The 18,847-nt window shown below is 54.5% G+C and carries 12 protein-coding genes; 10 read left to right on the top strand and 2 right to left on the bottom strand.

The window, feature by feature from the left end:
• Positions 1-1,111: 1,111 nt before the first annotated feature.
• The 6 genes from Q0J81_RS11790 (at position 1,112) to gyrA (ending at position 9,176) form a co-directional block, all read left to right on the top strand.
• The gene (locus Q0J81_RS11790; RefSeq protein WP_294448099.1) at positions 1,112-2,971 is read left to right on the top strand and encodes a fumarate reductase/succinate dehydrogenase flavoprotein subunit; all 1,860 of its coding nucleotides are present in this window, start codon (positions 1,112-1,114) and stop codon (positions 2,969-2,971) included.
• Positions 2,972-2,982: 11 nt separating this feature from the next.
• Entirely contained in the window at positions 2,983-3,213 is a 231-nt protein-coding gene (locus Q0J81_RS11785; protein WP_294448098.1) for a ferredoxin family protein, read from the top strand.
• 89 nt (positions 3,214-3,302) lie between these two features.
• Positions 3,303-3,740, top strand: a complete 438-nt coding sequence (locus Q0J81_RS11780) for a hypothetical protein (protein WP_294448096.1) — start codon at positions 3,303-3,305, stop codon at positions 3,738-3,740.
• 69 nt (positions 3,741-3,809) lie between these two features.
• Positions 3,810-4,025 carry a hypothetical protein gene (locus Q0J81_RS11775; RefSeq protein WP_294448095.1) on the top strand — a complete coding sequence of 72 codons (216 nt, stop codon included), beginning with the start codon at positions 3,810-3,812 and terminating at the stop codon, positions 4,023-4,025.
• A 224-nt stretch (positions 4,026-4,249) separates the two neighbouring features.
• Positions 4,250-6,658, top strand: a complete 2,409-nt coding sequence (gene gyrB, locus Q0J81_RS11770) for a DNA topoisomerase (ATP-hydrolyzing) subunit B (protein WP_294448094.1) — start codon at positions 4,250-4,252, stop codon at positions 6,656-6,658.
• Between the two features lie 79 nt (positions 6,659-6,737).
• A complete protein-coding gene (gene gyrA, locus Q0J81_RS11765) occupies positions 6,738-9,176 on the top strand; it encodes a DNA gyrase subunit A (RefSeq protein ID WP_294448093.1) in 2,439 nt (812 codons plus the stop codon).
• A gap of 394 nt (positions 9,177-9,570) precedes the next feature.
• Here the strand turns inward: gyrA and Q0J81_RS11760 are convergent, their stop codons facing one another.
• Positions 9,571-10,893 carry a chloride channel protein gene (locus Q0J81_RS11760; RefSeq protein WP_294448092.1) on the bottom strand — a complete coding sequence of 441 codons (1,323 nt, stop codon included), beginning with the start codon at positions 10,891-10,893 and terminating at the stop codon, positions 9,571-9,573.
• A gap of 274 nt (positions 10,894-11,167) precedes the next feature.
• Here Q0J81_RS11760 and Q0J81_RS11755 point away from each other — a divergent pair, with 274 nt between their 5' ends.
• From Q0J81_RS11755 to Q0J81_RS11745, 3 genes are all read left to right on the top strand, one after another.
• On the top strand, positions 11,168-12,535 hold the full coding sequence (locus Q0J81_RS11755; protein WP_294448090.1) for a sodium-dependent transporter: 1,368 nt from the start codon (positions 11,168-11,170) through the stop codon (positions 12,533-12,535).
• 213 nt (positions 12,536-12,748) lie between these two features.
• A complete protein-coding gene (locus Q0J81_RS11750; protein WP_294448089.1) occupies positions 12,749-14,113 on the top strand; it encodes a sodium-dependent transporter in 1,365 nt (454 codons plus the stop codon).
• A gap of 84 nt (positions 14,114-14,197) precedes the next feature.
• Entirely contained in the window at positions 14,198-15,565 is a 1,368-nt protein-coding gene (locus Q0J81_RS11745) for a sodium-dependent transporter (RefSeq protein WP_294448088.1), read from the top strand.
• A gap of 256 nt (positions 15,566-15,821) precedes the next feature.
• On the opposite strand, the gene Q0J81_RS11740 is transcribed toward Q0J81_RS11745, so the two are convergent.
• Positions 15,822-17,312: an aminoacyl-histidine dipeptidase gene (locus Q0J81_RS11740; protein WP_294448087.1), complete on the bottom strand. Its 1,491-nt coding sequence runs from the start codon at positions 17,310-17,312 to the stop codon at positions 15,822-15,824.
• A 285-nt stretch (positions 17,313-17,597) separates the two neighbouring features.
• Here Q0J81_RS11740 and Q0J81_RS11735 point away from each other — a divergent pair, with 285 nt between their 5' ends.
• On the top strand, positions 17,598-18,446 hold the full coding sequence (locus Q0J81_RS11735; protein ID WP_294448085.1) for a C-GCAxxG-C-C family protein: 849 nt from the start codon (positions 17,598-17,600) through the stop codon (positions 18,444-18,446).
• The last annotated feature ends 401 nt before the right edge of the window (positions 18,447-18,847 follow it).

The raw sequence follows: 18,847 nt of genomic DNA, 5'->3' as shown, positions 1-18,847 counted from the left end.
TGGAGACTGCCGGTGTACGGCTTCTGGTGTGCCGTGGTCTGCGGACTGGTGTCGTGGGCATTCTGGGGCACCGTGCATGCATACAACCTCGAATTCTGGCTGAACTTCTGACCCATGTAACAAATAAGGACATACTGCATGAACATCATATTAATGTTTATGTAGTATGTCTTTATTGTTGAGCAGGATTTTTTCATCTGCCGATCCCATGATAAGGGCATATTTTTCAAGATTTTTTATATTTTGTGAAAACAGAGATTTTTCGTTTTTGCCAGAGACCCCGAGGAAGATCTCGTGGAACAGCATGGGAAGTCATGAAAGAGTAAAAAATGTAATATATTGATATATAAATAGAAATATTCATGTAAAATTGAAACGGAAATCTGTGAAATGCGCCTTATGTGTTTCGGAAAAATTAAATTTTAAGCGGCATATAGTTTTGATAAAAAATGAATTATTAATTAATACAATATATTATATATTAAAATTGGAATTATCCTCGCCCGGTAAAAATTGTTCCCCCGATTGTTTGCTGTCGGCGTAATTTTTATAACATATTGATATATTTTATATTTTAAATATATTTCTCTTTTTTTTGAAAAAAAGAAAATAGCTATTGACAACAAAACCCATTGGAGTAGTGTAGACTTGTCCGACTCCGTCCAGACGAAATCCTTCCTCTCCAGGAAGGAAACACGAAGGAAAAAGAAAGCACACGAGAAAGAAATAACGTTTCTTTTATTAAAGCTCAAAAGGATAAAAATGTAATGGTATTAAAATTTAATACCACTATATAACCGTGAGCTGTTGTGGTATATTGTCTTTTATTTGAATAAAAAAAATATATAAAACTTCTAAAAAAAGTATTGACAATAAAAACTTTTTGTGAATTAATGACGTCAACGATGTTGATACATACAAAAGCTTTTTGATATGATGGCGAATATCAAAAAATACTTTTGTATGTATGCTATAATCACTGTCTGATGTAGAAACTTACAGATGGCATGCGTCAGATGGATGATAACATTATAACGACAGGAGTTTTTTTTCAGGTTTATTTGGTCGAGGCTGTTTTTGTTTTTCTCTCTAATGCGTGAGGAGAATCTTCATGAGCGTAAAAAAGATTGAAGCGGATGTTATCATTATGGGTGGCGGCAGCGCCGGTACTTTCGCTGCTATCAAAGCCAAGGAGACTAATCCTGACTGCCGCGTGGTAGTCGTTGATAAAGGCCCGATCGAAACCTCTGGCGCTATCGGTCGTGGCATGGACGCCCTCAATATCGTGGCTGTGCCCGGCTACGGTACTCCCGAAGACGTTGTTGAAGCTCTGACCAAGGTGACGGAAGGCATCATTGACCAGGAATGCGCGTATGTGCTGGGCCGTGATTCCCTCGCCATCATCAAGGATCTGGAAAAGTATACGGATCGTAAACCTGGCGATCTTTTCCCGCTGGACAAGGACGGCAACTACAAGGCCAGCTACCTGCATCCCACCAACAAGGCCCTGTATCTCGCCATGGACGGTGAAGATATCAAGCGTGGTCTTGCCCGCGAAGTTCGCAGACTCGGCTGCATCGTTCTTGACCGTACTCCTGCCTGCCGTCTGCTGACCGACGACAACGGCAAGATTGCCGGCGTGTTCGCCTTCAACATGCGCAGCGGCGACTACTATCAGATTGAAGCTCCCGCTGTTGTTCTTACCGCCGGCTGCGTCGGTAAGTTCGGTATGCCTCGCGACGGTTATCTGAGCGGCATTTATGAATTCCCCGGCAACACCGGTGACGGTTTTGCCATGGCGTACCATGCCGGCGCCGAGCTGGTGAACATGGAATGCTTCCAGACCAACCTTCTCATGAAGGACTTCAACGGCCCTGCCTGCGGTTACGTGGTTATTCCCCGCGGCGGTTACGGCGTCAACGCTCTCGGTCAGAAGTACTGGTCTCACGGTTACTGGTCCGGCGATATGTTCCTGGCCGTCTGGCGTGAATTCATGGAAGGCCGCGGACCTGTGTATCTTAAGCTCGACCATCTGCCCGAAGAAACCCTCAAGGGCCTGGAAAAGGTTCTGTGGGGCACGGAACGTACCGTTCGCGGTCAGTTCCACAAGCAGCGCAACGAAGACTACCATTGCTGGGACTCCGTGGAACAGGGCATGGAAGAAATCACCCTGTGCTCCGGCCACAGCGACTCCGGTATTCTCGTCAATGCCGATACCGAAACCACTGTTCCCGGCCTCTTCGCTGCCGGTGACTGCGCCGCCGTTCCTCAGCAGTATCTTACCGGTGCCTTCGTGTTCGGCGCCATCGCCGGCCGCATGGCTGCCGAGTATGCGGCCAAGCAGGGCCGTCCCGGCAAGCTGCCTGATCCGGAACAGACCTGGGCTGAAGTCAGCGCGCCTCTGAAGGTCGATGAGAAGGAAGGCCTGCCCGTCGAACTCGTGGAAACCAAGATTCGTACCAAGGTCAGCCAGTACCTGACTCCTCCCAAGAGCGATCCTCTCATGAACAAGATGCTGTGGTGGGTTGAACGCATTCGTCGTGAAGATCTGCCTCACGTCAAGGTGTGCGACTATCACGATCTTATCCGTGCCACCGAAGTGCAGAGCATCACTGACTGCGCTGAAATGGCTGCCAAAGCCTCCCTGTTCCGTACGGAAAGCCGCTGGGGCCTCAGCCACTACCGTCTGGCCTGCCCCGAACGCAAGGCCGAATGGGACCGTCAGTATGTTGTCGTGAAGAAGAACATGAGCACTGGCGAAATGGAATGCGAGAAGCGCGAAGTTCCCGCCTACAAGTGGGACTTCCCGACCCGTCTGGAATACGAATATCCCAAGATGGATCTCAACATCGGCCAGGGCTTTGTCCATCCTGCCAATGACAACACTGACCCGTGGATCGTTGAAAAGTACAATCGCGAAGGCATGGAAATTCCCAAGCGTATCTTCCCCAAGATGCACAAGAAGGCGTAAGGAGGCAAGTCATGGAAAGAACTGATTGCGGCAAATATGAATGGGTTAAGGTAGATCCCGACAAGTGCGTAGGATGCGGCTACTGCGTGGAATACTGCCCTCGCGACGTGCTCAGAATGGACGAAGAGACGCATATGCCGTACATGAAGTATCGCGATGACTGCTGGTACTGCGACGTCTGCCGTTTTGTCTGCCGTACGAATGCTCTTGAACTTGAAACCGTTCCTTATCTGATTCGTTAGACAAGGTTGTGAAGAGGGGCGGCTCCGGCCGCCCCTTGATTGTTAATCAGCTTCAGGAAAGTGCGGCTCACGTGACTCATGGAGTTTTTATGAAGGATTTTTTTGAGCAGCCTATGGGCTTCGGGCGCTGGCCTGAACTGACGAGAAGACAAATATTTACTAATGATCGCAAGTATTTTGATCAGGTTCTATACAAAAATCATAAATTCAGGCATGAATATGCCGAAGCCTATGAACATTGGGCGGAAGTAAATGGCGCCGACCGGGCATCGCGTTCGAAGCTGCTGGTGCCGCGGATTAAATTTGCTATTGAACTTATGGGGGAAGATCAGGTCCGCACGCTGTTTTCGGCGGTTCTCAACATGATCCGTTTCGAAAACGCCGTTTCGGACGGGGTGGATATGTATGACACGCTGCCCGGAGCCCGTTGTGATGTTGATCCTTCCTGTGCAGGCATGATGGAAACGCTGAGGCGATTCTGGCTGCGTCTTGCCCTTCCTGACGTATGGGAAGAGGATGAGATGTAATGCATGCCCGGTTTGACTTGTTACCGTAAACTATGAAACTTGCGATTGAGCTCGAAAAAGGAAAGCGACATGGGATACTTTCTTGACGACGTGGAAAACACGGAAACCCCCGAGGAAACCAAGGCCCGTGAGCGTGTGCGCATGGTGAACTGGATGCGGAGCGTGCTGAAGGAAAAGGATACTCCGGCGGAGCGCAAGGCGTTCATGGCAAAGGTTCACGCCTCCGCCAGATATCATGGCATTACTCTGGAAGAACTGATGGAAGGTATGGACGAAAAGAAGTAGTTCTCTTCTTTTTTCTGTGTCTTGCTTTTCCTTCGGAAAACATGGTTGCGCCCTTTTGCAACCGATGTTTTTCGAAGGAATTTTTTTTGTCCGATGCGCGTCGTCGCGTGCTGGGATGGGGTATTCCTCCTTTCCGGGATTTGAATATTTCCCTGAAATAGGGTATATTGATTCCTTCTGCTGCTCCGGCATGGAGCTAACAAATACCCCCCTCAGGAATTCTCATGACCCAAGAAAATCTTCGGTCCGGCAAGACCGCTTATGACGCGTCCGCAATTACGGTTCTGGAAGGTCTTACGGCGGTCCGCAAGCGGCCGGCCATGTATATAGGCAGCACGGACATTCATGGTCTTCATCATCTTGTCTATGAAGTGGTGGACAACTCCATAGATGAAGCCATGGCCGGCTTCTGCAACAAGGTTGAAGTCATCCTTCATCTGGACAACAGCGTGACGGTGCGGGATAACGGTCGCGGCATTCCCGTGGACATACATCCCAAACTGGGAATTCCGGCCGTTCAGGTAGTCATGACCAAACTGCACGCAGGCGGCAAGTTCGACAACAACGCCTACAAGGTTTCCGGCGGTCTGCACGGCGTGGGCGTTTCCTGCGTGAATGCTCTTTCTGCACGGCTCGAAGTCATCGTACGCCGCGACGGCAAGCGCTGGCGTCAGCGTTACGAGCGCGGTGTTCCGGTGACCGGGCTTGAATGTCTCGGAAATGCGGAAGGTCACGGCACCACGGTACGGTTCCTGCCTGACGAGGAAATTTTCGAGACGACCGTTTTTTCATTTGATATTCTGAAAAAGCGTTTTGAAGAGCTGGCCTACCTCAACAAGGGGCTGACCATCATCTGCAACGATGAGCGCACCAACGAAACGCATACCTACCACGCTGAAGGCGGTCTTGAGCAGTTCGTGAAGGATCTGAACAGCAACGAGACCGGGCTGCACCCCATTATCAGCGGCGAAGGCCTTCAGGACAACGTGACAGTGGACTTTGCCCTGCAGTACAATTCCGGCTTCAGCGAAAAGACGCTCACCTTCGCCAACAACATACGCACGCATGAAGGCGGTACGCATCTTGCCGGCTTCAAGACCGCGCTCACCCGAGCCATCAACAATTACGTGAAGAGCCAGCCCGACCTTCAGAAGAAGCTCAAGGGCGACAGTCTTTCCGGCGACGACGTGCGCGAAGGCCTTACGGCCATCATCAGTGTGAAGCTCCCCCAGCCGCAGTTTGAAGGGCAGACCAAGACCAAGCTCGGCAACAGTGAAGTGGCGGGCATCGTGAACGGCGTGGTCTACAATGTGCTCGATCAGTATTTTCAGGAGCATCCCAAGGACGTCCGCGTCATCATCGAAAAGGCAACGGAAGCGTCCCGTGCCCGTGAGGCCGCCCGCAGAGCCCGCGAACTTGTTCGCCGCAAGGGTGCCCTTTCCGACAATTCTCTGCCCGGCAAGCTGGCCGACTGTCAGAGCAAGGATCCTTCGGAATGCGAAGTGTTCATCGTGGAAGGTGATTCCGCAGGCGGTTCCGCCAAGCAGGGCCGCAACCCCATGACTCAGGCCATTCTGCCGCTGCGCGGCAAGATCCTGAACGTGGAGCGCGCCCGCTTCGACCGCATGCTCGCCAGCGAGGAAATCAAGAACATGATCACGGCCATGGGCGTAGGCATCGGCGACAACATGGATTATTCCAAGCTGCGCTATCACAAGATCATCATTATGACTGATGCCGACGTGGACGGCGCGCATATATGCACGCTCATGCTCACCTTCTTTTTCCGCTACTATCCCAAGCTTATTGAAGAAGGGCACATCTACATTGCCCAGCCGCCGCTTTACGGCATCAAGAAGGGCAGCAATACCATCAAGTTCCTGAAGGACGACAACGAGCTCGATGAATTTTTGCTTCAGCGTCTGTCCGAAGGCGTGTCCGTGGCGACCTCGGACGGCAAGACCTATCGCGGCAGCGAGCTCATCGCGCTGCTCAAGAGCATCGACGAGCTGGAAAAATCCGTGAAGGAAGCGGAAAATTCCGCCATTTCCCGCGAGCTTTTTCTCTCCTTCCTGCGCTTTGACGAAGACCTCACGCCTGACATGGCCGAAACCGGTCTTTCCGAAAAGTTCCGCGTCTGGATGGAGGAACAGGGCTACGCGGCAAGGCTCGAAGTGGAAAATCAGGAAGACGACGAGCGAGCCTTCCTCATTTTTGAGAACAAGAGCGGTCACCGCACGCGTCTTGCCGTGGAATTCTTCCACTCCCGCATGTACCGGCAGGCCCGTCAGGTCTGGACCTCGCTTCAGAAAGCCTGCAGCACCTTCCCTGTGACGCTTTCGAGCTCCGAATCCAGCCGCGAGGTGAAGGATTACTTCGATCTGCGTGAATCCGCCTACGCCGAGGCCCGCAAGGGCTTCAACATCCAGCGCTACAAGGGTCTCGGTGAAATGAATCCCGAACAGCTGGAAATGACCACCATGAACCCTGAAAAGAGAGCGCTTCTGCAGGTTTCCATCGAGGATGCGCAGGCCGCGTCCGATACCATCGAGGAACTCATGGGCGACCGCGCCGATCTGCGCCGCGATTTCATCATTCGCAACGCGCTTTCCATGGATGACCTCGACATCTGATGAACGGGGTGTTCCTCTCTTGGAGTGCCGTCGTTCTTTCAGGGAACGTTAGTAAAACATCGCCCAAAGGATTCCTACCGTGGCAGAATTCAAAGTCGATATAGAAAAAGAGCTGCGCCAGTCGTATCTGGCCTATTCGCTCAGTGTCATCATAGGCCGCGCCATTCCCGATGCGCGCGACGGACTCAAGCCCGTGCATCGCCGCATTCTCTTCGCGCAGTCGCAGATGGCCAATACCTACAACCGGCCTACCAAGAAAAGCGCCCGTGTGGTCGGCGACGTCATAGGCAAGTATCATCCTCACGGCGACTCTGCCGTGTATGATGCCCTTGTGCGCATGGCGCAGGACTTCAATATGCGCGACCCTCTGGAAGACGGTCAGGGAAACTTCGGTTCCATCGACGGCGACTCTGCCGCCGCCATGCGATACACCGAAGTGCGCATGTCCCGCCTTGCGTCCGAATTTCTGGACGATATTGAGAAGAAGACCGTGGATTTCCGTCCGAACTACGACGGTTCGGAGCAGGAGCCCGAAGTTCTGCCTACCAAGGTGCCCAATCTTCTGCTCAACGGTTCTTCCGGCATCGCCGTAGGCATGGCCACCAACATTCCTCCTCATAACCTCGGGGAACTGTGCGACGCTCTGCTTCGCCTCATCGACGAGCCCGACTGTACGGTGGATGATCTCATTGATCTCGTGCATGGTCCGGACTTCCCTACCGCCGGTTTTGTCTATGCCGGTCAGGGGCTGCTCGACGCCTATCGCACGGGCCGCGGCGTGGTGAAGGTGCGCGGGCGCGTGGAAGTGGAGGAACGCAAGAAGGGACAGCAGTCCGTGGTGATCCGCGAAATCCCATATGCGCTCAACAAATCCGTGCTCGTCACCAAGATTGCGGCTCTCGTCAACGACCGCAAGCTCGACGGTGTGACCGATTTGCGCGATCTGTCCGACAAGAAGGGCATCCGCATCATTCTCGATCTGCGTCGGGGCACCATTCCTGAACTTGTCATCAACGCCCTGTATAAGTATACGCCGCTGGAAACCTCCTTCGGCATCAATATGCTGGCGGTGGTGGACAACAAGCCTCAGCAGCTCAACCTGCGCACGGCCCTTACCTGCTTCCTCGATCATCGCCGGGAAGTCGTCATCAGACGTACCCGTTTCGACCTGGAAAAGGCGCAGGCCCGCGCCCACATCGTGGAAGGCCTGCTCAAGGCGCTTGACATCATCGACGAGATCGTCGAGCTCATCCGCGGTTCGGCGACGCCGCAGGAAGCCAAGTCCGGTCTTGTGAACCGCTTCGGCTTTACGGAAGCTCAGGCTCAGAGCATTCTGGATATGCGTCTGCAGCGTCTTACCGGGCTGGAACGCGACAAGCTTCTGGATGAATTCCATGAACTGCAGAAGCTCATTGCCTATCTGACCTCCATTCTCGAGGATCCTGAAGTGCTGCGCGGCGTAATGCGCGAGGAAACGCAGTACATCAAGACCACCTATGCCACGCCCCGCCGCACGGAAGTCGTTATGGATGAGCTTTCCGGTATCGACATTGAAGACCTTATTCCTGACGAGGATGTGGTCATTACCCTGTCGCGCCGCGGCTACATCAAGCGTACCACGCTGGCCAACTATCAGCAGCAGAAGAGGGGCGGCAAGGGCATAGCCGGTCTGCATACCTCCGAAGATGATTTCGTGCAGGAATTTCTCACCACGACCAATCATCAGTATCTGCTGCTTTTCACCAACAAGGGACGCATGCATCAGCTCAAGGTGCATCAGGTGCCGGAAGGCAGCCGTACCGCCAAGGGTATGCATATCGCCAATCTGCTTCCTCTGGAAAAGGACGAATGGGTGGCCAACGCCCTTACCGTGCGCGAATTTGCCGAAAACAGCTATTTCCTGTTCACCACCAAGCACGGCATGGTCAAGCGTTCCAGCGCGTCTCTCTATGCCCGCTGCCGCAAGAGCGGTCTCATAGCCCTCGGGCTTAAGGAAGGCGATGAGCTTATTGCCGTGCGTGAAGTGACGGACTCCGATCACGTGGTGCTCGCCACGGCCCACGGCATGGCCATACGCTTTGCCATGCCGGACGTGCGTCCCATGGGCCGCAGTGCTTCAGGTGTGAAGGGCATAGGACTGCGCCGCGGCGATTCCGTGGTGGCCTGTGTTACCGTGAAAGACGGCGACAGCTCCACCATGATCATGACGGTTTCCGCCCTGGGCTACGGCAAGCGCACCAAGATAGACCTCTACCGCATGCAGAGCCGCGGCGGCATAGGTCTCATCAACTTCAAGGTGTCCCCCAAGACCGGCAACGTCATCGGCGCCATGCCTGTTGCCGACACCGATTCTCTTATTCTGCTGACTTCTACCAATAAGATCATCCGCCTCGGCGTGGATGAAGTCCGCTCCGTCGGTCGTGCCACCATGGGCGTCCGCCTTGTCAGGCTTGACGAGGGCGCCAGCGTCGCCGGTTTCGACACCGTGTCCGACAACGGAGAAAATACGGAAGAATAGAGTGCGTGCGGGGAGGGAAGGGAACTTTCTGAAGAAAGCTTCCCTTCCCGGCCCCTCCCATCCTTCCAAGACTTTTTACCTGCCGCTGAAGAAAGAAAAGCCCCGACTCTGTGCTGAGAGTCGGGGCTTTTTTTGATGTCTGGCTGCTGGATGATGCGGAAAAAAGGAAAAGAGCGTTACGGAGTCTTCGGGCAAAACTTTGCGGTCAGAATGAAAAAAGTCTGTTCTGCAGGATCATGTCTTTGTGCCTCTGCGTATCGTTTTTTGCAGACTCTTCATCTTCCCGCGATTTCCCCCTCAAATTAAGAGTTTTAGGAAGGGAGATGGGGGGCGGGGGAAGAGGGAAAGCACTTTTTCAAAAGGGTTTCCCTCTTCCCCGCATAATAATTTCCCCCTACTTCTTCTTCGACACGACGATGGCGGCGCGCAGGGAGTCGTAGACCGGGGGGCAGCGCAGGGCATTGGCGGTCCAGGAGGCGATGAAGGCCACGACGAGGGCTCCGGGCAGGCAGGAGAGCGCGCCGGACATTTCCATGACGAGTGCGGTTCCGGTGAGGGGTACGCGCACCATGGAGACGAAGAATCCCACCATGCCGTAGATGAGGAACGTCGTCCATGCCTCGGGGGCAATGAGTCCGGCAAGAGCTGCGGTCTGTCCGCACAGGGCTCCGAGCAGCGCGCCTATGCAGAGCATGGGCATGAGAATGCCTCCCGGTACGTTGCCGGTATAGCTGAACAGAGAAAAGGCAATTTTAAGAACAGCGAGCAGGGTCAGCAGGGGAAGAACGGAAGAGGGATCGGCGGCAAGGCGGATCAGGCTTCCTGCGAGGTCTTCGCCGCCGCCGAGCACGGAGGGGCAGACAAAGGCCAGAACGAAGGCTGCCAGCATGGGCGGCAGAATGCGCCAGTTCTGGGAAAGGGGCGTATGCAGGGCTTCGGCGTTCTTGGTTCCGAGCAGCGCCTTGTTGTAGAGCACGCCTGCCGCTCCCATGACAATCCCCATGACGGGGATGAGCCAGATAGCGGAGAGCGGCAGGGATCCTATATTTTTAAAGGGGAAAATGAGACCGAAGCCGAAAATATGGCGCGTGGCCAGGGCTGCCGAAGCTGCGGCGAAGCCCACGGCGATGAATCCGCCGCGCGTGAAGCGGCTTTTCATTTCCTCAAACACGAAGAGAACGCCGGCCACGGGAGAGCCGAAGGCCGCCGTCATGCCTGCGGCGGCTCCTGCCGCAATGTGAATGTGGCCGGAAAAGGTGAATTTTTCCCACAGACCGGTCACAAGAGCTGCTGTGGCTGCTCCCATCTGTATGCAGGGACCTTCCCGGCCGAGGGAGAGCCCACCCAGGGTGGAGACAAGGCAGCCTGTGAATTTTGCCGTCAGTACTCTGAGCCAGTCATGACGGGAAACGTGCAGTTTTCCACGGACGATAAGTTCCGTCTGAGGTATGCCGCTGCCGGAAATGAGAGGTGTTTTTTTGACCAGCCAGCCCAGAAAGCGGGCTGCGGCAATAAGCACGATAAGCCAGAGCGGTGCGACCCACCAGTTTTCCTGCCATCCGGAAAGGAAGGAAAGAATGACTGGGGCGGCATGGTCGCGGATGAGGCGGAAGCAGCATATGACGCAGGCACAGAAGAGTCCGATGAGCATGCCCTCCAGAGCCAGCAGCACGTAATTGATTTTTTGAGTCCAGCGTTTGTGGCGATGCAGATTCATGAATGATCCTGTTCTGATTCTTGTCGCGGAAGGGAAAAGGTACGAATGGCCAGAGCGCCGTTTCTGTGCGGAGGCAGGGAACGGGGCGTCGGCGAATGTGTTTCAGGCATATTTCTCGTGAAAGCTCCTGTGTTGCCGGAGGCACGCAACAAGCTCTAGTACATGCCCGCCGGCAAGGCAAGGATGCGGAAAGGAAGAAACAGGGGCTTTTTCAGTTGCCGGAGCAGCAAGTTTTGGCCTATAGCTAGAAGAAATCATCTTCAGGAGAATGATCATGAAACAGCGTGAACAGCTTGCCAGCCGACTCGGCTTTCTGCTTCTTTCCGCCGGTTGTGCCATAGGACTCGGCAATGTGTGGCGTTTTCCCTACATCACCGGCAAGTATGGCGGCGCTGTGTTTCTCGGGGTGTATCTTCTTTTCCTCATTTTCGTGGGACTTCCCGTTCTCATCATGGAATTTTCCGTGGGTCGCGCCACGCAGCGCAACATGGCCCATGCTCTGAAGATGCTGGAGCCGAAGGGAACATGGTGGCACAAGTTCGGCATCATGTGTCCCGTGGGCAACTATATTCTCATGATGTTCTACATCCCCATTGCGGGCTGGATGCTCTGCTACTGCTGGTTCATGCTGACGGGCGAGCTTCAGGTTCCTTCGGAACAGGTGCCCGCCGTGTTCGGAAGCATGCTGGGCAATCCCTGGCTTCTTCTTTTCTGGACGGTGGTTGTTTCCGCGTCCTGTTTCGCCATATGTGGACAGGGACTTCAGAGAGGCGTTGAGCGTGTGGTCAAGATCATGATGCTGGGACTTCTCGTCATCATGCTCGGACTGGCGTTTCACTCCTGCTTTCTTGAAGGCGGCTCGAAGGGACTTTCCTTCTATCTTGTACCTGATCTTCAGCGCGCCATGGATGCCGGCATTATGTCTCTCCTCAACGACGCCATGAATCAGGCCTTCTTTACTCTGAGCGTGGGCATGGGCAGCATGTGCATATTCGGCAGCTATCTGAAGAAAGAGCGCTCTCTCACTCAGGAATCCGTGCTTATCGTGGTTCTGGACACCTTTGTCGCCCTGACCGCCGGCCTCATCATCTTTCCCGCCTGCTTTGCCTTCGGGGTCACGCCGGATGCCGGGCCGGGCCTTATTTTCATCACGCTGCCCAACATCTTCAACAACATGGCCGGCGGGCGGTTCTGGGGCTTTCTCTTCTTCGTGTTCATGAGCGCCGCCGCCCTTACCACCGTCATCGCCGTGCTTGAAAACATCATTGCCTTTTTCATGGACGGCTACGGATGGTCCCGCAGAAAGGCCGTGACGATAAATTTTGTCGTGCTTACGCTGCTCACGCTGCCCTGCATTCTCGGCTTCAACGTCTGGTCCGGTTTCCAGCCCTTCGGACCGGGAAGTGCCGTGCTTGACCTTGAGGACTTCATCATCAGCAACAACATCCTGCCGCTCGGTTCCTTCCTTTTCATGCTGTTCTGCTGTCACAGATACGGCTGGGGCTGGGATGGATTCATCGCCGAGGCCGATACCGGCATGGGCATGAAGTTTCCCAAGTTTCTGCGCTTCTATCTCACATGGATACTGCCTGTGGTCTTTCTTTTCATCTTTGCCCAGGGCTACATTCAGAAGTTCTTGTAGTTCCGCCGCCTGAACTCCGTGAACATTGACTCTTTTGTCAAGGTTCATGCATGCTCAACGTGCTGGAATGACTGTGCGAAGACGCGTGAAAAACGCATGGTTCGGCGTATCTGCAAGGGACGGCAGGGGCGGAATCGGGGGATTTTTTTCGGTTGCCGTGCCGCGCCCTTTCACATATATGAAGAAAAAATATTCCGCCAAGGAGAATATACTATGGCTCAACGAGAACAGCTTGCCAGTCGGCTGGGATTCCTGTTTCTTTCTGCCGGCTGCGCCATCGGACTCGGCAACGTATGGCGCTTTCCTTTCATTACGGGCAAATACGGCGGCGCGGTTTTTCTTGTCGCGTATCTTGTCTTTCTTCTCGGCATGGGCCTGCCCATTCTCATCATGGAATTTACCGTGGGCCGCGCTTCGCGGAGAAATATGTCCCGGGCCTTCCATGAACTGAAGCCTGGATCGAAGTGGAGCTATTTCGGCTGTTTCAGCATCATAGGTTCCTATGCCCTTATGATGTTCTACATTCCCGTGGCCGGCTGGATGATGTATTACTGCTGGGCCACCATCACCGGAACGCTCTCCGTTCCCGTGGATCAGGTGGCTGGCGTGTTTTCCAGTCTTCTGGCAAGCCCCGGAACCATGCTGTTCTGGACGCTCGTCGCTTCGCTCGGCTGCTTCGGCGTGTGTGCGCTCGGCCTTCAGAAGGGCGTGGAACGCGTGGTGAAGATCATGATGGGCGGGCTTCTTGTCATCGTCATCGGCCTTGCCGTGCATTCCCTCACTCTGCCCGGCGGCATGAAGGGCGTGGCCTTCTACCTCGTGCCCGATCTGCAGCGCGCCATGGATGCAGGCATTATGTCCCTCATCAACGACGCCATGAATCAGGCCTTCTTCACCCTGAGCATCGGCATCGGCGCCATGTGCATCTTCGGCAGCTATCTTGACAGGTCCAACACGCTGACCAAGGAATCCGTGTTCATCGTGTCCCTCGACACCTTTGTGGCCTTCATGTCCGGCCTCATCATCTTCCCTGCCTGCTTTGCCTTCGGCGTGCAGCCCGACGCCGGTCCCAGCCTCATTTTCATCACGCTGCCCAACATCTTCAACAACATGGCCTGGGGACGTCTGTGGGGAGCGCTGTTCTTCGTGTTCATGAGCGCGGCCGCGCTCACCACGGTCATCGCCGTGCTTGAGAACATCATTTCTCACTTCATGGATACCTATGAATGGTCGAGAGCCAAGGCCGTCAAGGTCAACTGCGTGGTGCTTACCCTGTTCACCCTGCCCTGCATTCTCGGTTTCAACCTCTGGTCGGACATTCAGCCTCTGGGAGCAGGTTCCACCATCATGGATCTTGAGGACTTCATCATAAGCAACAATCTGCTTCCCCTGGGTTCTCTCATTTTCTGTCTGTTCTGCTGCCAGCGCTACGGCTGGGGCTGGGACAAGTTCATTGCCGAGGCTGATGCCGGTGCGGGCATGAAGTTTCCGAAGTTTCTGCGCTTCTATCTGACCTGGATTCTGCCCGTCGTGCTTCTGGTCATCTTTGTGGAAGGCTACATTCAGAAGTTTTTCTAGATCGTTTCTTCCATTCCGTCTCTGGCGCATGGCCTTCCCCGGGAAGCTCGTGCGCCAGAGCTGTTTCAAGCTCCTGGAGTCATCATGCAACGTGAGAAAATGGCCAGCCGCATCGGCTTCCTTTTCGTTTCCGCCGGATGCGCCATAGGCCTCGGCAACGTATGGAGATTTCCCTACATCACGGGAAAATACGGCGGCGCGGTCTTCGTGGTCGCCTATCTGTTTTTTCTGCTCATGCTGGCGTTGCCACTGCTCATCATGGAATTTTCCGTGGGCAGGGCCTCACAGCAGAATCTCGGCAATGCTCTGCGCGTTCTGGAGCCAGAAGGCTCCTCATGGCATCGCATGGGCTGGCTCAGCATCGTGGGCAGCTATCTGCTCATGATGTTCTATATCCCCGTGGCGGGCTGGATGCTCTTTTATGTGTGGAGAACGGCCACGGGGCAGCTTGCCGTGCCTGCCGATCAGATGCCCGCCGCCTTCGGCGCCATGCTTGCCGATCCTGCCGGAATGACGTTCTGGGCCTTTCTGACCTCCATTGCCTGTTTCATCGTCTGCGGGTTCGGCCTCAGAAGGGGCATTGAGCGCGTCGTCAAAATCATGATGACCGGGCTTCTCGTCATCATGATAGGACTGGCGCTGCGGGCCGTCACCCTGCCCGGTGCCATGGACGGACTGACCTTCTATCTTGCGCCGGACTGGCAGAGGGCCGTGGACGCGGGCATATGGAGTCTTTTGAACGACGCCATGAATCAGGCCTTCTTCACGCTTGGCCTCGGCATCGGGTCCATGTGCATATTCGGCAGCTATCTCGGCCGGGAGTATACCATTACGCAGGAATCCATCTGGATCGTCTGTCTGGATACCTTTGTGGCCATGATGTCGGGATTCATCATTTTTCCGGCTTGCTTCGCTTTCGGCGTAGAGCCGGATTCAGGCCCGGGGCTCATCTTCATCACCCTTCCCAACGTGTTCAACGCCATGTCGGGAGGGCGTTTCTGGGGTACGCTGTTCTTCGTGTTCATGAGCGCGGCAGCGCTTACCACGGTCATCACCGTCATTGAGAACATCATTTCCTACTGCATGGACGTGTGGAAGTGGTCGCGCCGCAAGTCCACGCTGGTGAACGGCGTGGTGCTCACGCTTCTCACTCTGCCCTGCGTTCTCGGCTTCAACGTTCTTTCTGGAGTGCAGCCGCTTGGGAAAGGAAGCACGCTCATGGACCTTGAGGATTTCATTCTCAGCAACAACCTGCTTTCCATCGGCGCCATTACCTTCATGCTGTTCTGCTGCCACAGATTCGGCTGGGGATGGGACAAGTTCATGGCGGAAACTGATGCCGGGCGTGGAGTGAAGTTTCCGAAATTCTTACGATTCTATCTTTCCTGGATACTGCCGTTCGTTGTGGCTCTGGTGTTCGTGCAGGGGTACGTTCAAAAGTTTTTTGTCTGAACGCAGATCATTTCGATTCCGTGCGCGGCCGTTTTCTTCGCAGGAAGAAAACGGCCTGTTGTTCAGGGCGATGTTTTTTTTGTCAGGCAACGTCGCGGGATTGGCTTTTGAGATTTTTGAGAAACAGTTCAAAGAGGTTTCAAGAAAAAGCCGCGTCGGTAAGAGACGCGGCTTTTTCTTGCGTTGCTTCGTTGCTGCAGGCGCTTGGACGTTATGCCTGAAGGTCCGCCGCATCAGTTCTGCGACGGGGACGGATTCAGGCCGTTTTTCCTATGCGACGCAGTACTTCGATGAGCAGTTTCCATGTGTTTTCCGCCGACGAGAGGCTCAGACATTCCCTGGTGGTGTGCGCTCCGGACACGGTGGGGCCGAAGGACAGAAAGTCCACGTTCCGTCCGAGCTTTCTGAACTTTTCGGCAAAAAGGCCGCATTCCAGCCCGGCGTGTATGCCTTCCACCCTGGCATCCTTGTGGAAGAGGTCTCTGTAAGTGCTTTCAAACAGGGGCTGAAGGCGGGAGTTCGGATTGTATTCCCAGGCCGGATAGTCTCCGGAATGCTCCACCGTTGCTCCGATCATGGAGGCCAGCACGTCTATCTGTCGACAGAGAGCTTCCTTTTTGCTGGCAACAGAGCTTCTGGTCTGGCAGTGGAAGACGATTTCTCCTTTTTCCATACGTATCATGGCAAAGTTGTTGGAGCTTTCCACAAGGCGCTGCGAGGTAATGTTCATATCCATGGAGGCAATGCCGGTGGGAATGAGCAGCGCTGCGTCAATGACGTTTGCAGCGCAGCGTTCCGTCAGCACTTTGTCTGCGGCGTCGGCATCGGCAAGCGTGATGACGAGACCGGCGCCGTCGGCGCCCCGCAGTTCGTGACGGAAAATTTCGGTCCAGGAGTCGAGTTCGGCTCTGAGTTCCTGCTCTTCCGCGGAGGAGAGCACGACGGCCGAGCTCTCTTTGGGAATGGCATTGGCGGCCGTGCCGCCGTTTAGGGAGACAATGCGACAGGGGAACTTGCGTGTCAGATCATCCAGCACTCTGGCAAGAAGCTTGTTGCTGTTGCCGCGTTCCCTGATGATTTCCAGACCGGAATGACCGCCGGCAAGACCGGTGACAGTGATGAGGTAAAAATGTCCTTTGCCGCTGGCGGCAAGGGGCGCGGCGTCTTCAGTCTCTGCAGGAATGTGCATGCGGCTTCTTCTGCCGCCCGCACAGCTCACGCAGAACACGCCCTCGTCTTCGGAGTCCATGTTGATGAACAGGGAGGCCGAGAGCTGGGAAGCGTCGAAGGCAGTCGCTCCTCCCATGCCGACTTCCTCGTCGACCGTAACCACGGCTTCCAGCGGCGGATGGGGAATGTCGCTGGAGTCCAGCAGTGCGAGAATGTAGGCCAGGGCTATGCCGTTGTCGGCACCGAGGGAGGTTCCGTCGGCATGAAGACTGTCGCCGTCAATCACGAGTCTAAGAGGATCTTGGGCAAAGTCGAAGTCGAGCCCTTCATCCTTCACGCACACCATGTCCATATGCCCCTGAAGAATGACGGTCGGAGCCTGTTCCATGCCTCTGGTGCCGGGCTTTCTGATGAGAATGTTGCCTTTTTCATCCTGTGAAACGGCAAGATGACGCTCTCTGGCAAATTCGACAAGAAAATTGCTGAGCGCTTGTTCGTTCCTGGATTCGTGGGGAATGCTGCAGATTTTTTCAAACCAGCTGAGGTACGTTTTGGGGGAACAGGATTCGCAGTTCATGGCGGAACTCCCATAATCTTGAAATTTTACGATGGCGTTGCCGGGTATGCCATATACGCCTGTTCGGTTTAATCAAGAATTAAAGAGGCTGCAACATTCCTGCGGGGCAAGCTGCCGGAATCTGACGTTTGTGCGGAAATATCCGGACGATTTTTTTCTTATTTCTGTTCGGTTAGTATTTCTTCATGATTGACATAATGTTATATTAATCACATAGTGCAAGCGTATGCCTTTTCTCAGACAGAACAGGGCTTACTGTGTGTTATTTTTACCTCGGAGAAGATTATGGAATACAGCAGAAGAGCCATGCTGGGCGCCATGGGTGGTCTGGCCGTCGGCGGAACTCTTGCCGCCATGTCTGGTACTGTTATCGCTGCACCTGCCGCACCTGCCATGTCCGGCGGCAAGAACGGACACTTTGCTCAGATGGGTGGAGAGTTCGGCTGGACCCCGAAAAAGATCGATGACATTGCCGCCGCGGAGGCTGTGGCCTATCAGGGCTACTGGTACAAGGGCTACGGTTGCGGATACGGCGTGTTCTACAGCATTGTCGGTACCATGGCGGAAAAGTTCGGTGCCCCCTACAATGCCTTCCCCTTTACCATGATGGAGGGTTTCAAGGGGGGAATGTCCGACTGGGGCACCATCTGCGGTGCTCTTGCCGGAGCGGCCATGGCTTTTTCGGTGTTCTATCCCCGCAGCGAAGCGACTCCCATGGTGAACGAGCTGTTCCGCTGGTATGAAAAGGCGGCTTTCCCCATATATAATCCCGGTGACGCCGCTCAGGGTGTGAAGGGTGATCTGCCTACCAGCATTTCCAACTCCGTGCTCTGTCATGTGTCTGTTTCTCGCTGGTCGTATGCCACCAAGCTGGCCGCAAACAGCACGGAACGCAGCGAGCGCTGCGGTCGTATTACGGCCGACGTGAGCCGCAAGGCCATTGAGATTCTCAATGCCAAGATTGAAGCCGGAAAGGACTGGAAGGGCGCTCTCGGCAAGCAGGAATCCGTGACCGGCTGCACCACCTGCCACGGCAAGGGCAAGATGTCCGACATCCAGAAGGGCAACATGGACTGTACGCCCTGCCACAGCGGTTCCGAGGCCACTGCCGACAAGTTCCACAATCATCCGTAATACATCAGGGCACAAACGTTTTGCCGCAAGAAAGGGAGGGGAGCCCTCCCTTTCTCTTTTAATGAACGAGTCGGCAGCGGAAGGGGAAAGAGGCTTTATGGCGACGGGCATGCCTTTTTCTCTGCGTCTGTCATTGGCGTCGACGTTTAATGGGAATGCAGGATGATCTGTGGCCTTTTGGGTATGGGGGCGGAAACATGTCTGAAGATAAGGCTCTGACAGATGTTCAGGAGAGGAAGGACGTTGGGTTATGCTGAATCACATAGCTCAAAACAGAAAAGTATTAAAAATAATATAAATATAATCAATGTGTTACCAATAAACATATAAAAAGATCGAAAAAAGTGGAAAAAAGTGTTTGACAAGACGGGGGGAAATGGGCATAACTCGAAAACGCGCTG

Origin of the sequence: uncultured Mailhella sp., assembly GCF_944324575.1 — a bacterium.
GTDB lineage: Bacteria > Desulfobacterota > Desulfovibrionia > Desulfovibrionales > Desulfovibrionaceae > Mailhella.
Note: the sequence above shows the minus strand (reverse complement) of the source record. Positions and strands in the feature narration are given on the sequence as shown.